The sequence below is a fragment of the Rohdeia mirabilis genome (genome assembly GCA_007750655.1).
Taxonomy (GTDB): Bacteria; Planctomycetota; UBA1135; order UBA1135.
Window position 1 is genome coordinate 3,974,716 of record CP036290.1, and the last position, 14,316, is coordinate 3,989,031.

Annotated in this window: 8 protein-coding genes; 3 read left to right on the forward strand and 5 right to left on the reverse strand. The window is 70.9% G+C overall.

Going from position 1 to position 14,316, the window contains the following annotated elements:
* The first annotated feature begins 92 nt into the window (after positions 1-92).
* Complete coding sequence (locus Pla163_RS14840) at positions 93-3,320, forward strand: tetratricopeptide repeat protein (protein ID WP_145190117.1); 3,228 nt, start codon at positions 93-95, stop codon at positions 3,318-3,320.
* 18 nt (positions 3,321-3,338) lie between these two features.
* Here Pla163_RS14840 and Pla163_RS14845 read toward each other — a convergent pair whose 3' ends face one another.
* From Pla163_RS14845 to mce, 4 genes are all read right to left on the reverse strand, one after another.
* On the reverse strand, positions 3,339-3,854 hold the full coding sequence (locus Pla163_RS14845) for an acyl-CoA carboxylase biotin carboxyl carrier protein subunit (protein ID WP_145190120.1): 516 nt from the start codon (positions 3,852-3,854) through the stop codon (positions 3,339-3,341).
* Positions 3,851-5,398: an acetyl-CoA carboxylase biotin carboxylase subunit gene (locus tag Pla163_RS14850; protein WP_419185981.1), complete on the reverse strand. Its 1,548-nt coding sequence runs from the start codon at positions 5,396-5,398 to the stop codon at positions 3,851-3,853. Before Pla163_RS14850 ends, Pla163_RS14845 begins: the two co-directional genes overlap by 4 nt.
* An 8-nt stretch (positions 5,399-5,406) precedes the next feature.
* The gene (locus Pla163_RS14855) at positions 5,407-6,921 is read right to left on the reverse strand and encodes an acyl-CoA carboxylase subunit beta (protein WP_419186500.1); all 1,515 of its coding nucleotides are present in this window, start codon (positions 6,919-6,921) and stop codon (positions 5,407-5,409) included.
* Positions 6,922-7,102: 181 nt separating this feature from the next.
* Positions 7,103-7,555, reverse strand: a complete 453-nt coding sequence (gene mce / locus Pla163_RS14860; RefSeq protein ID WP_145190127.1) for a methylmalonyl-CoA epimerase — start codon at positions 7,553-7,555, stop codon at positions 7,103-7,105.
* Positions 7,556-7,804: 249 nt separating this feature from the next.
* Between mce and Pla163_RS14865 the strand changes: the two genes are divergently transcribed.
* The gene (locus tag Pla163_RS14865; RefSeq protein WP_419185982.1) at positions 7,805-11,185 is read left to right on the forward strand and encodes a carboxypeptidase regulatory-like domain-containing protein; all 3,381 of its coding nucleotides are present in this window, start codon (positions 7,805-7,807) and stop codon (positions 11,183-11,185) included.
* Positions 11,186-11,208: 23 nt separating this feature from the next.
* Here the strand turns inward: Pla163_RS14865 and Pla163_RS14870 are convergent, their stop codons facing one another.
* Complete coding sequence (locus Pla163_RS14870) at positions 11,209-12,282, reverse strand: RluA family pseudouridine synthase (RefSeq protein ID WP_145190133.1); 1,074 nt, start codon at positions 12,280-12,282, stop codon at positions 11,209-11,211.
* Positions 12,283-12,473: 191 nt separating this feature from the next.
* Between Pla163_RS14870 and Pla163_RS14875 the strand changes: the two genes are divergently transcribed.
* Complete coding sequence (locus tag Pla163_RS14875; protein WP_419185983.1) at positions 12,474-14,291, forward strand: formylglycine-generating enzyme family protein; 1,818 nt, start codon at positions 12,474-12,476, stop codon at positions 14,289-14,291.
* Positions 14,292-14,316 lie beyond the last annotated feature (25 nt).

Consider the following 14,316-nt stretch of genomic DNA (forward strand, 5'->3'; position numbering starts at 1 on the left):
CCAGTCCATCGCTCACGACGCGATCCGCGCCCCCTTCGTCGGAACTCCGACCCACGGGGGTGCGTCCATTCGCGGACCGTCCCTCTCCCCCAATGAGCGCTTCGCAGACTCCCGACCAACCGCGGCCGGCCGATTCCGGTCAGCCCTCGTCCTTCCACGATCGTCCCGATGCCGAAGTCGCAGCCGCCGCCGCGGGCCCCAGTGGCCTGCAGCGCGCCCTGATCGCGATCGCGGCCCTCTTGACGCTGCTGTCGCCGTTCCTCGTGACCTTCGGCGAGGCCCAGCGCTCGGTCGGCAACGAACTGGTCGGCGACGGCCTGCTGCTGGTCACCCAGCACCCGGTGATGCGCTCGGCCCCGGTGGACTCCGGTGCCCTCCTCGCCGCGCTCACCACCGATTGGTGGTCGGACCTGCAGCCGGGCAGCGCGCTCTACCGCCCGGTCCCCACGTTCATCCTGGGCCTGACGTCGATCGTCTCGTCCACCGGTCAGGACTACGCCTACAACCTGCTCGAGCCGGGCACGAGCGGGCTGCCGTTCAAGTTCCTGATGATCGCGGGCAAGATCATCTGCGCTCTGCTCGTGCTCGAGCTGGCGTTCGCCTTCACGAAGGACCGGCGCATCGCGTTCCTCGCCGGGCTCCTGTTCGCCGTCCTGCCCGTGCACGGACAGACGGTCCTCGACATCGGCGGACTGGCGACGATCACCGCGACGATCTTCTCGCTCGCGGCGTGGCTCGCCTGGTTGCGCGCCGGCGCCGGCAAGACCTCGGCGCTGATCGCCTGCGCGGTGTTCACGCTGCTGGCCGCGCTGTCGATGGAGTTCGCGTTCCTGCTCCCGCTGGTCTTCCTCGCGGGCGACGCGGGTCGTGCGGGCAAGGGTGGCCTCGCCGACGGTCTGCGCTTCGCCGCCGGACGCCTCGGCGCCATGGTGCCGGTCGCCGTGGCGCTGCTCGTCGCGGTCGGCCTGCGCGTCGCGATGACGGGTCAGTTGCTCCCGCAGTACATGCCGGGCAGCGAGGTCGAGAACCCGCTGATCGCCGCCGGTGCGTTCACGCGCATTCTCGACGGACTGCGGCTCGCGATCGCCGGTCTTCCGGTGATGGTCGGCATCAACCCGTTCTCGAGCGGGCATCTCGGCTTCAGCGCCGACTACTCGGCGCCGCAGATCGCCCTCGGTTCTGCCTTCGGCCTCGCGAACCTGATCGGCCTCGCCGCCTGGGCCCTGGCCATCGGCGCCGTCGTCCTGGTGTTCGCTCGTTGCCGCACGCGCGGTGCGCTCCTGCTCGCGACGCTGGTCGCGCTGCTGGCCCAGGCGCACATCGTCGCGCCGATGGGCGACGTCTTCTCCGAGCGCCTCTTGTTCTTCCCGAGCGCCATCCTCGCGATCCTGCTGGCGTCGCTCGTCGCGCCGGTGCTCGGTCGCATCGGTTCCACGCCCGGCAACGTCGTGGCCCTCGTCGCCGCTGCGGTCCTGGCTTGGTTCGGCGTCGCACGCGCCGGCGACTTCTCGAACGACCGCGACCTGTGGCGCGTCACGTCGCGCACCACCGCCGAAGCCAGTACCCGCGCCCACTTCAACTACGGCCGCGTGCTGCTGCGCGAGGACAGCCCGTCCTCCGCGAAGACCGCCTTCGAACGCGCGATCACGCCGGTCAAGGGCCAGCCCAGCACCGACCACACCTGGGCGCGCGCGCTGCTGTCGCGAGCGTTGCTCATGGACGGCGAGGACGCGGGCGCCGCCGTACCGCTCACGGAAGCGATCGCGATCCAGATCGAGCGCGAGGGCGGCACCTGGGCGCCGTCCCGCTGGGACAACGTCCTGCGCGAGGACCGCACCGACATCCTCCTGTGGCAGCTGACGTCGATCCGCGTCGACCGTGGCATCGACCCCGAAGGACACCTCGACTACCTCGACGGCCTCCTGGCGAGCGGCTACCAGAGCCCCTACGTCCACCTGTACCGCGGCGACACGCTGCGCACGCTCGCGCGCCTCGAGGAGGCCGAACAGGCATACCGCGACGGCATCGCGATCGAGCCGATCTTCTCGATCGTCCGGCGCCTGGGTCGCTTCATGCGTCAACAGGGTCGCGACGGCGAGGCCGAGGTCCTCTACCAGACCCAGCTCGCGCGCATGAACGAGGGCTCGGACGCGTCGCCGACCCAGCGGATGGAGTTCCTCTACCAGTCGGCCGACCTGGCCTTCTCGAAGGGTGACTTCGATCGCGCGTCGGGACTTCTCGCGGAGATCTTCATCCTCGAGCCGCGCGACTCCCTGCGCTTCCGCTCGCTCCTGTTGCAGGCCGAGCTGTTGACCGATGCGCCGATCGAAGCCGCGACGCCGCTGGACCGCGAAGTCACGCGTCTCGAGCGCATGGACGAAGCCGCGAAGATCATGCGCGAGGCCTGCATCACCTGGGCCGTCAACGACGAGCTGACGCGCTACGCCTGGCAGAAGTACACGTCGCTCCTGTACGAGCTCGGTCGCTACACGGCGGCGTCGAACGCGCTGCTGTCGTTCGTGAACGAGTCGGACTCCCCCACGATGCGCGCGCGCCTCGGTGAGTGTCTGTACTGGCAATGCGAAGCGAACGGCAGCTGGACGACCACGGCGCTCGGCGCGACCACCGCCGCGCAACTGGCGGAAGCCTCCGCGGCCCTGGGCGAAGCGGCGCGCCGCTCCTACGCCGAGCGCGCGAACCTCGGTGGACAGGAGTACCTGGCCATCTCGGGCATGTACGCGGACACGCGGCTCTTCCACCTGCGAGCCCTCTTGCGCATCGGCGACAACGTCGCGTTCGAAGAGGCCTACCGCACGGAACTCGATCGCTCGACCGAGGAGTTCGGGCCGCTGCTCGTGCGCATCTACCGCGAGATCGAGATCGGCACCTACGAGGACGCACGCACGTCGCTCGCCGACATGCTGGACCGCTACCCGGAGAGCCAGCTGTTCGTCGACAACGTCCGCAGCCTCCTCGCCGACCTCGAGCAGCGACTGATCGTCGTCGGCTCGAACCCGACGCCCGAAGCGCTGCGCGCGTGTGCCGAGCTGCAGTTCGGCCTCAAGGACTTCAAGGGCGCCCAGATCGCGGCCTCCGAAGCCATCCGACTCTCCGTCGGCGATCCTGTCGAGGAAGCGCTGAGCCGCGCGGTCGCGGCCGAGTTCCAGCAGAAGGTCCGCGGTCCGAGCGAAGCGCTCAAGCTGATCGAGGACGCCATCGCGGCCCTCGGCGACGCGAACCCGCAGCTGGCCGACATGCTCCAGCAGCGTCGACGCCTGCTGTACGCGATGCTCGGGCGCGACATGGTCGCGGCCCCCTGAGGGGCGCGACCCGCGCGGTCACTCGGCGGGCGGGACCTCGATCGTCACGAGCTTCTCGCCCGCCCCGACCGCCTGGCCCGTCGCCACGTGGATCTGGGCCACGCGACCCGTGGTCGGCGCCTCGATCTCGTTCTGCATCTTCATCGCCTCGAGGATCAGGAGCGGTTGCCCTTCCTCAACCTCGTCGCCCTCGGCCACGAGCAGCTCGACGACGACGCCGGGCATGACGCTCTTGACCGGGCCGCCGGCGCCACCGCGCGCACGCGCCGCGAGTCCGGCCGCACGTTCGCGCTCGTCCTCGATGTCGATCGCGTAGCGCTGGCCGGCCAGGGTCACGACCACGTCCGAGCAATCGCCTTCGACGGAGATGCCGTAGCTGCGCTCGCCGACGGTGAGCGAGATCTGCCCGTGGCTGTTGACCTCGTGGTAGTGGAACTCGACGGGACGGCCCGCGAGGCGCACTTCGAGGTCACCGAGACGTTCGACGACCTCGACCTCGTGCTCGGCGCCGTTGACTTTGACGAAGTACTTCACGCGTGGCTCCTGTCGGCGCGCTCGCCGGCACTGGCGCTGGGCGGCAACGGGTAGTGGGCGCGAGCGGCGCGACCGCGTGACAACCACGCGTCCCGGCGTCCGGCCGTGGGTTGGAGCGCGGAACGTCGCGCCTTGTGGTGACGGAAGACGGCGGCGGCGATCGCGGCCACGTCCCCCATCTTCAGGAAGTCCTCGGTCAGATCGAGCGACTCGAGGAAGTGTGTGTCGTAGTCACCGGCGCGGAAGGCCGGCTCCTGCAGCACGCGCAGGGCGGCGGGTGCTCCGGTGGAGACGCCTCCGACGTTCATCTCGGCCAGCGCGCGGCGCATGCGTTCGATCGCCTGGGCACGGTCGGCGCCCCACACGATCAGCTTGGCCAGCATCGGGTCGTAGTTCAGACCGACCTCGAGTCCGTTGTAGAGCGCGGAGTCGAGTCGCACCCACGGTCCGCCGGGCAGGCGCAGGTTCTGGACCGTGCCCGTGGACGGCAGGAACTTGTTGGCCGGGTCCTCGGCATTGATGCGCACCTCGATCGCGTGGCCGCGCATCACGATCGCGTCCTGGTCGTAGCCGAGCTCCTCGCCGGCCGCGATGCGCAGCTGTTCGCGCACCAGGTCGACGCCGGTGACCATCTCGGTGATCGGGTGCTCGACCTGCAGACGCGTGTTCATCTCGAGGAAGAAGAACTCGCCCTTGCTGAACAGGAACTCGACCGTGCCCGCGCCCTGGTAGCCGACGGCGCGCGCGGCCTGCAGCGCGGTCTCGCCCATCGCGGCGCGCGTGGCGGCGTCGATGGTCGGCGACGGACACTCTTCGAGGAGCTTCTGGTGGCGGCGCTGGATCGAGCACTCGCGCTCGCCCAGGTGCACGCCGTTGCCGTGGGCGTCGAACAGGACCTGCACCTCGATGTGGCGCGGCTGGTCCAGGTAGCGCTCGAGGTACATGCGTCCGTCGCCGAACGCCGCCTGCGCCTCGGCCGAGGCCTGCTTGAACGCGGACTCGAGGTCCTTCGGGTCGCGCACGACGCGGATGCCCTTGCCGCCGCCACCGGCCGAAGCCTTCATGCAGATCGGGAAGCCCACGCCCGGCGCCGCGGCCACGGCGGCGGCGGCGTCGGCCAGCGGTTCGGCCATGCCCGGCACGATCGGCACGCCCGCCGCACCCATGATCTGGCGACTCGTGATCTTGTCGCCCATGTCGATGATCGCGCGCGGCGGCGGACCGATCCAGATCAGCCCGGCGTCGATCACGGCCTGCGCGAAACCGGCGTTCTCGGCCAGGAAACCGTAGCCCGGGTGGATGGCCTGGGCGCCGGTCGCCACCGCGGCGGCGATGATCTTGCCCGCGTCGAGGTAGCTCTCGGCCGGCGTCGAACCGCCCAGCGAGTAGGCGATATCGGCGAAGCGCGTGTGCAGGCTCGAGCGATCGGGATCCGAGTGGACCGCGACCCACTCCATCCCCATCTCGCGCGCCGTGCGTCCGATGCGCAGGGCGATCTCGCCGCGGTTGGCGACCAGGATCCGCTTCAGTTCGGTGTGTTTCACGGGAGCGCTCACAGCGGAATGTTCCCGTGCTTGCGGGTGGGACGGTTCTCCTGCTTGGTGCGCAGGAGCTCGAGCGCGCGAATCAACTGCGGCCGCGTCGTGCGCGCCTCGATCACGTCGTCGACGAACCCGCGTGCGGCGGCGCGGTACGGGTTGTTGAAGGTCTCCTCGTAGGCAGCGGTCTTCTTCGCCTCCATCGCGGCCGGATCGTCGGCCTCGGCGATCTCGCGGCGGTGGATGATCCGCGCCGCGCCGGCCGCCCCCATCACCGCGATCGCCGAACCGGGCCAGGCCAGGTTCAGGTCGGCGCGGATGTGCTTGCTGCCCATCACGTCGTACGCGCCGCCGTAGGCCTTGCGCGTGATGACGGTCAGCTTGGGCACCGTGGCCTCGCAGTACGCGTACAGCAGTTTCGCGCCGTGCAGGATGATGCCTTCGTGCTCCTGCTTGGTGCCGGGCAGGAAGCCGGGCACGTCCTCGAACGTGACGATCGGGATGTTGTAGGCGTCGCAGAAGCGGATGAAGCGCGCGCCCTTGATCGAGGCCGCGATGTCCAGGCAGCCCGCCAGCACAGCGGGGTTGTTCGCGACGATGCCGACGACGTTGCCGCCGAGGCGCGCGAAGCCGACGATCATGTTGCGCGCGTAACCCTCGTGCACGCCGAACCACGAGTCCTTGTCCACCACGAGGTCGATGACCTTGTGCATGTCGTAGGGCTTGTTCGGATCGCTCGGCACCAGCGTGTCGAGCGCTGTGTCCTGGCGGTCGGCCGGGTCGTCGGTGGGCACGAAGGGCGGCCCTTCGGCGTTGTTGAGCGGCAGGTACGACAGCAGGCGCCGCACCAGTTGCATGCAGCTCTTGTCGTCGGGGCTGACGAAGTGCGACACGCCCGAGACCTCGGCGTGCGTGGTCGCACCGCCCAGTTCCTCGGAGGTGACCACCTCGTGCGTCACGGTCTTGACCACGTCGGGTCCCGTGATGTGCATGAACGAGCTGCGGTCGACCATGCAGATGAAGTCGGTGATCGCGGGGCTGTACACCGCCCCACCCGCGCACGGGCCCATGATCGCGCTGATCTGCGGCACGACGCCCGAGGCCTGGGTGTTGCGCCAGAAGATCTCCGCGTAGCCGCCGAGACTGCTGACGCCTTCCTGGATGCGCGCGCCGCCCGAGTCGTTCAGCCCGATGACCGGCACGCCGACCTTCATGGCCATGTCCATGACCTTGCAGATCTTCTCCGCGTGGGTCTCGGACAGCGAACCGCCGAAGACCGTGAAGTCCTGGCTGTAGAGGTAGACCGGCCGGCCGTCGATCAGCGCGTGACCCGTGACGACGCCGTCGCCGAGGATCTGCTGGGACTGCATGTCGAAGTCCGAACAGCGGTGCGTGACGAAGCGGTCGAGCTCGACGAACGACCCGTCGTCCACCAGGAAGTCGATGCGCTCGCGCGCGGTCAGCTTGCCCTTGGCGTGCTGGGCGGCGATGCGCTTCTCGCCGCCACCGGACAGGGACGACTCGCGCATGCGGACGAGGCGCTCGGTCGGCGACAGCGCGGCGGGTCTCGCCGCGGGCGGAGCCTGGTCGGACGACGTCCGGTCGGGGGGGGTGGCTGCGGACATGGGAACTGGGAGTGGTCGACGCTGGGTCGGGTTCAGGGGCTCGCGTCGAGCGACCCCCGGTGGAAGGCGAAAGCGCGCGGCGCCGTCAGTGGCGCTCGTCCGCGGGCGGCTGGACGAGCTCGGTCAGTACGCCGCCCATCGACTTGGGGTGGACGAAGGCGACGGTCGTGCGGTGGGCCCCGGGGCGCGGTTCGAGATCGATCATCCGCACGCCGCGGGCCACGAGGGTCGCGATGGCGGCGGCCACGTCCGTGACCTCGAAGGCCACGTGGTGCAGGCCGCTGCCCCGGCGCTCGAGGAAGCCGTGGATCGGCGAGCTCTCGGAGGCCGGCTCGACCAGTTCGAGCCGCGTGCCGTCGCCCGGGTAGCAGAAGACCACCCGCACGCCCTGGCTCTCGACGAACTCGGGCTCGTCGGCGCGAAAGCCCAGAGTGTCGCGGTAGATGGCGAGGGCCTCGTCGAGGCTCTCGACCGCCAGCGCGGTGTGGTGGATGCCGTGGACGAGGTCCGCGAGCACGCTCGGAGCAGGATCGGTCATGGTGTCGGGCGGGCCACGGGCGGAGAACGGTGGGCGCGCACGGTGGGCGCGCACGGTGGACGCGCGCCGTGGACGCGGCAGCGCCAGGGCGCGAACGGGCGCCTCGACGCCCAGGCGCCCGTCGTTCGAGCTCCGGGCGAACGACGAAGCCCGGGTGGGGCCTCGGTCGGCGGGGCGGGATTCTACCTCCCAGCACCCTCGCACCGAATGCCTCCCCGAGGGCACCGTAGGGCGCCGCCGCTTCCAACCATGAATCTCATCCAACGAATCGGGCTGCTCGCGGTGTTCGCGATCGCCGTCTCCATCTTCGCCCTCGGGATCGTCGCGCGCTGGGGCGACCCGGACGCCCTGCCGCAGACGGAACTCGGCGCGCCGCCGCCCCCCACCGGCGCCGCGGAGATCGCCGCGGAACGCTCGTCCGGCGGACGCGTCCCGATCGACCCCGCGAACCTCCTCGTCGGCCAGGTGCGTCGGCCGAACGCGCTCGCGCTCGAAGGCCCCGACGACGCCCTGGGAGCGGCCGGAGCGGAGGTGTTCGCCGTCGACCAGCGCCTCGGTCCGGCCGCCGCCCTGCGCGCGGTGGCCGGGGCCTCCGCGAGCGACGCTCTCGGTGAACGCACCGCGGCGCCGACGAGCGAAGGCGGCGATGCGGGCCTCGGCGAGGGCGACGCGGACGCGATCCTCGCCCGCGCGATCGCCGGTCCTTCGGGACGCTTCGAGCTCGAGCTCGGCGCCGAGCACGATGCGGTCCAACTCGTCGCGCGCGCGCCCGGCGGCTTCTCGCCGGTGCCGGTCGTTCTGCGTCGATCCGCCGCCGTGGGCGAGTCCGGCTCGCCTCCTTCCAGCCCATGGCCCGACGCCGTCATCGACCTGGCCCTCGGCGCGGACCTCGAGATCGAGGCGCCGCCCGGACGCCTGACGATCCGCGCCAATCTCTCGCAGGGCGCGCTCGTTCCCAGCGGAACTCCGCTCGGCGTGCGCGTCGCCCGCGTCGGCGAGGCCGGCTTCGTGCGCCTCTTCGGTCTGCCGCCGGGGATCCCGCTCGTGATCGAGAGCGATCCGGACGCGTTCGCCGCCGTGCGCCTCTCGACGGACGCCCTGCGCGCGGGGGAGGTGCGCTCGGTGCGCCTCGCGAGCCTGCAGGGTGGTCGGTTCCTGGGGCGCGTTCTCGACTCGACGGGACAGCCTCTGGCCGGCGCGCGCGTCGACGTGGGGTGGCCGAAGGATCCGGGGCGCGAGCTCCGCGTGCTGCGGTCCGAACTCACGGACGGCGACGGTCGCTTCGAGCTGGATCGACTTCCGGCCGTCGAACTGGTCGGCGCGGTGCGCGGGACCGGCCTGCCGACGCTCGACTTCTGGCTGCCGCCCCACGGCGCCGCGCGCACGTCCGGCGGCTTCGTGCTCGAGGTCGGCGCCGGAGCTCGACTGTCGGGCAGCGCGCTCGGGCCGGACGGTGAACCACTGGCCGGGGTCGAGCTCGAGGTCACCCCCGAACGCAGCCAGTTCGTCGCCGTCGAAGGCGAAGTGCGCAGCGCGACCAGCGACGCGAGCGGAGCGTTCGAGGTGCGCGGACTCGAGGGCCGACGCTTCGTGGTCTCGGCCCGGGCCGAACGCGCGGACGGGACGACGCTGCGCGGGCTCGCGCGCGAAGTGGAAGCTGGCGTTCCCGTCACGGTCCATCTGGTGCCGACCGCGACCCTGCGCGTCGTCGCGCGTGATCGCACCGGTGCGCCGGTGACCGAACTGGACGTGGTGGGGTCGCTCTCGGACCAGCTGAGCTCGGGGCAGGAACCGGGTCAGACCGTCGCGCTGTCGCTGACGTCGCCCGACGGGAACTACGACGTCACGGACCTTCACCCCGGCGAATGGCGCTTCGCGTTCGAGCCGCGTTCGCTCGCGCCGGTCGCCGACGTGGACGTGGTGGTGCCGACGCGCGACGCACTTGCGATCGACTTCGAACAGGCCGCTTCGGTCTTCGGACGCGTCGTCGATCCCGACGGGAAGCCGATCGCCGGTGGTCGTGTCACCGCCTGGGCCACGCGCCCGGAAGGACTCAGCTACCGATTGAGCGCGTCGGAGGCCACGTTGACCGACGCCGACGGGCGCTTCGAGCTGCGCCGACTGCGCCCGGGCAAGCTGCACCTGGCCGCGCGCCACCCGGACTTCGCGCGCTCGACCTGGCGCGAGCTCGAGCTCGGCGCCGGCGAGCGACTGAACGACCTCGAACTCGCGGTGCGCCGCGGCGCGAAGATCACCGGACGCGTGCTCGACGAGAACGACGCGCCGCTCGTCGACCGACTGGTGCTGCTGCACGCCGTCGAAGCCTGGGACCCGGTGCGCCTGCGGACGGACGAGAACGGGCGCTTCGAGATCGGCGGTCTGGTGCCCGGTGAGTGGCAGGTGATGGCGCTCGGCATCGTCGACGACGACCCGGGCGCCGCTTCGGTCGACGAACTGCTGCTGGAACACGTGGTGCTCGCGGACGGCGGCACGGAGCACGTCGAGTTCGGCGGCGCGTCGACGGGCGGAGGCGTGGTGCGCGGGCTCGCGCCCTGGGCCCCGGCCGAGGCCAGCAACTGGATCTACGTGCGTTCGAGCGACGGCGGCGCTCTGCAGTCGCAGTCGCTGCGCGCCGACGGGAGCTTCGCGATCGTGACCCCCCAACTCGGCGAGCACCTGATCTCGGTCGTGCTCGAGAAGGCCGTCGAACGGGGCAGCGAGCTGTTCACCACGATCGACAGCGTGACGCCGCAGGACGCGCTCGCGAGTTCGGGACCGTTGGTCCTCGATCGCCCCGATGTGCGCTACTCGGGGCGTGTCACCGACGACGAAGGACGGCCACTCGCGGGCGTTCCGGTGCGCATCGAGAACGTCGGGCAGCTCGTTCCCGGACACCGACTGGCCGCGCGCTTCTCGCTCTGCACCACGGACCGCGAGGGCCGCTTCGCGTTCGAGTGGCTGACGGCCGGCACGTACCGCGTCACGATCGGCGGCCTCAAGTACGTCGAAGGTGGCCCGCCGGTCGCGCGTTGGGGTGCGGTGGTGCTCGGCCCGCTCGTCATGGGTCCGGGAGAGGATCCCGCTCCCGTCGCCGTGGTTCTCGCGCCGCCGCGTGCGGTGAGCGGACGCACGGTCGATCGCGACGGCCGGCCGGTGCCGCGCGCGACCGTGTTCGCGCGCCTACCCGATGGACAACTCGCGCACGAGCTGGGGCTCGTGCACAGTGACGACGAGGGGCGCTTCGTCTACGACGGATTGCCGGCCGAGGGCGAGGTGCGCTTCGCCGCGCTGGCGGAGGGGCTCGCGAACTCCGAGATCGGAACCACCGGGAGCGAAGTGCGCCTGCAGCTCGAGCAAAGTGGCCGCCTCGTCGCCGAACACGCCTGCGAGATGGGCGGCGTCCTCTCGGTGCGCGACGAACTCGGGAACGAGGTCGCGGGCCGCAGCGACATTCGCGACGTGGCCCGGTCCGGCGGCATGCAGTGGGAGCCGGGCTCGGTGACCTTCACGGACCTCGCGCCGGGACGCTACACCGTCGAGCTCACCGACCACGACGGCCGCCGCGCGGTCAAGTACGTACAGATCGAGGCCGGCGGCGAGCGGCGGGTGGCGCTGACGTTGTTGCGGTAGCGCCCGCTCGCCGCAGCCTCACCTCACCCCTTCGGCCTGTTCGCCCGCAACCACTCGACCAGCTCGCGCAGATCGTCGGGCACCGGAGCCTCGCCGTGCAGCGGCTCGCCGGTCACGGGGTGCTCGAGATCGAGCTTCCACGCGTGCAGGGCCTGGCGGTCCATCTTCGGCGCGCCCTTCGGCAGCGACTGGCGCCGGCGGCGGCCCTTGTAGACCGTGTCGCCGACGATCGGGTGCTCGATCGACTCGAGGTGCACGCGGATCTGGTGCGTGCGGCCGGTGACGGGTTTCGCGGTGACGAGCGTGAAGCCGTCGAAGCGTTCGAGCACCTCGTAGAACGTCTCGGCGTCGCGGCCCTCGCCCTCGCGCGCGACCGACATGCGGTCGGGTTGGCGCGCGTCGCGGATCAACGGCGCGGTGATCCAGTCGGAGATGAAGCGCGGTTCGCCGTGCACGAGCGCCAGGTAGGTCTTCTGGACACGCCGCTCGGCGAACTGCTTCACCAGTCTCTCGCCGGCCGCGGCCGAACGCGCGATCACCATGATCCCTGTCGTGCGCGAGTCGAGGCGGTGGACGATGCCGGGACGAGCGGTGAGATTCGCGACCACTTCGGCCTCTTCGTCGTCGCCCGCCAGCGCATCGTCGCCGTGCCGCCCAGCGTGCTCGCTCGCGCGCTCTGCATGGGGATCGGGCAGCGGCCCGAAGAGCTCGACCGCCTGCTCGGACACGGTGCCGCCCGAGATCGCCTCCGAGGGGTGGCAGACGACGCCGGCGGGCTTGTCGATCAGCGCCAGGTGTTCGTCCTCGTGGATGACCCGGATCGGCGCGGAGCCACCGCTGCGACGCAGGTCGCCCGGCGGCACGAACTCGACGACGGTGCCCGCGCGCACCAGGTGCGAGGTGCGCTCGACCACCTCGCCGTCCACGCGGACCTCGCCGGAGCGGATCCAGGTCCCGAGGCGGCTGCGGGACTGATCGGGGATCAGGTCGCACAGGACGCGGTCGAGCCGCATCCCGTCCCATTCGGGCGGGATCGTGTGGCGCCGGGGTTGGACGTCGCCGGCGGGCGTGGAGGGTCGGTCGGAACCTGTGTTCATGGTGCGGCGGCTCGTGGTCGGACTCCCCGCACCCAGGCTGCGCCGCTACCATGCTCGGCTTCCTCACGGGTTACAAGGCCGTCCCCGTGGGTAAGCCCCCCGCCGGATCCCCCGCCGCGCCCCCCCCGTCCAGCGCAGCGCCGCCTCCCGTACGGGTCGAGTTCGAATCGACCGCGTTCCTCAAGTTGCCCATGCTGTTCAGAGCACTCTCGTTCCCTTCCGTGGCCTGCGCCGCGACGACCGTCCTGGCCGCCTCTTCGCTCGCGAGCTGGAGCCGTTCCGCCGCGCCGGCCCCGGTCGCCACGACTGCCGCTCCCACGGCGACGATCGCAGCCGGCACCCAGGACTACGGCCCGCCCCCCGGGATGGTCGCGATCCCGAAGAAGGTGATCGAGGTGGGCGGCGATCCCGAGGAGATCGAGGCGCTGGTCGTGAAGAACGAGGCGGTCGGCGAGAACCTCGCCGCCGAGCTGGGCTCGAAGACCACGGTGGTCGAGGCCTTCTACCTGCAGCCGTACGAGATCACGAACGAGCAGTACCTGCGCTTCGTGCTCGCGACGGGGCACCGCCCGCCGCAGCACTGGGCCCAGGACGCGCTCGACCAGGCCTCGCGCGAGTACCTGGAAGCGAACAAGGACGACAAGTCCGCGCCGCCGTTCAGCCCCAAGGACTGGTGGGCCACGAACTGGCGTTCGGCCGAGTGGTCCATGCCGACCAAGATCGCCACGCTGCCCGTGGTGTACGTCGACAACTACGACGTCGAGAGCTTCGTCCACTGGGCCGGCTTCCGGATGATGACGGAGTTCGAGTTCCAGTCCGCCGGACGTGAGAAGGACCGTCAGCGCTACACCTGGGGCGACGAATGGGACCGCAGCAAGGCCATCACGAGTGATCCCGACGCGCGCTCCAAGCCGGAAGAGGTCGGCTCCGTCGAGGCCGCAGCGTCGCTCCACGGCGTCTTCGACCTCTGCGGGAACGTGTGGGAGTGGACGTCGAGCCCCTACGTGGGGCTCCCGGGCTACAAGCCGCTGAAGTACGAGATCAAGCGCGGCAAGAAGCCGGAGAAGAAGGAGGTCGGCGCCCAGTTCGATTCGAGCAAGCGCGTCGTCGTCGGTGGTTCCTTCGCCAACTCGCCCGTCGCCGCGCGCCTCTCCACCCGCCGCCCCACCGCGCGCGACGAGATGTTCAGCGGACTCGGCTTCCGGTGCGCCGCCGACATGCAGGTCGCACGCGGCCGCGCGGAAGCCACCCTGGCGAACCTGGCCTTCGAACAGCGGGCGAGCGTCGAGCTCCACGCCCCCGGCGTGCTCGGCTTCGAGAACTGGATCGTCGGCGAAGGTCGCCTCGAGAAGCCCAACTACGCGTTGATCGAAGGGCACGAGTGGTTCGTCTGGATCCCCGCGCTGCAGCTCACCGAGAACTCGACCAACGGCCTCGAGTCGGCCTCCAAGGACGAGCCGATCGCGATGGGCGTCCTGACGACGACGGTCGCGCTCAGCCAACCCGCACTCGAGCCCGGCACGTACGTCGTGGCCTGGCGCACCGACGGCAAGCCGAAGAAGAAGAAGAAGTCGGACGACGAAGAGAAGGAGAAGAAGAAGGACGACGACGTGCCGCCGATCGGTGGCGTGCTCGCGCCCGGTTCGAACTCCATCGCGCGCGCGGCGGCCGAGGACGACGAGGACCCGTTCGGCGGTGTCGTCGACTACGACCACCCCGCGTGGATCTTCTACGACGCCGAGATGAAGCCGGTCGCGAGCATCCGCGCCGGGGTTCCCGAGGCGGAGTCCGTCCCGAAGGACGACCCGTTCGGCACCATCGCCGTGCTCGCCATGGCCGAGATGACCGGCGAGAAGGACGACCCCCGCAACGATTCGTCGATCGACGCGTCGCTGGACGCCGTGCGCCTGGACGGTTTCGTCCTGGGTAGCCGCGCGAAGAAGGGCTTCGCCTTCCGTCTCGAGCTGGGCGTGAAGCCGAACGCGATCCCGCGCACCTGGCGGCGCTGAGCTCGCGAGGCTCGCGCCGCACGCG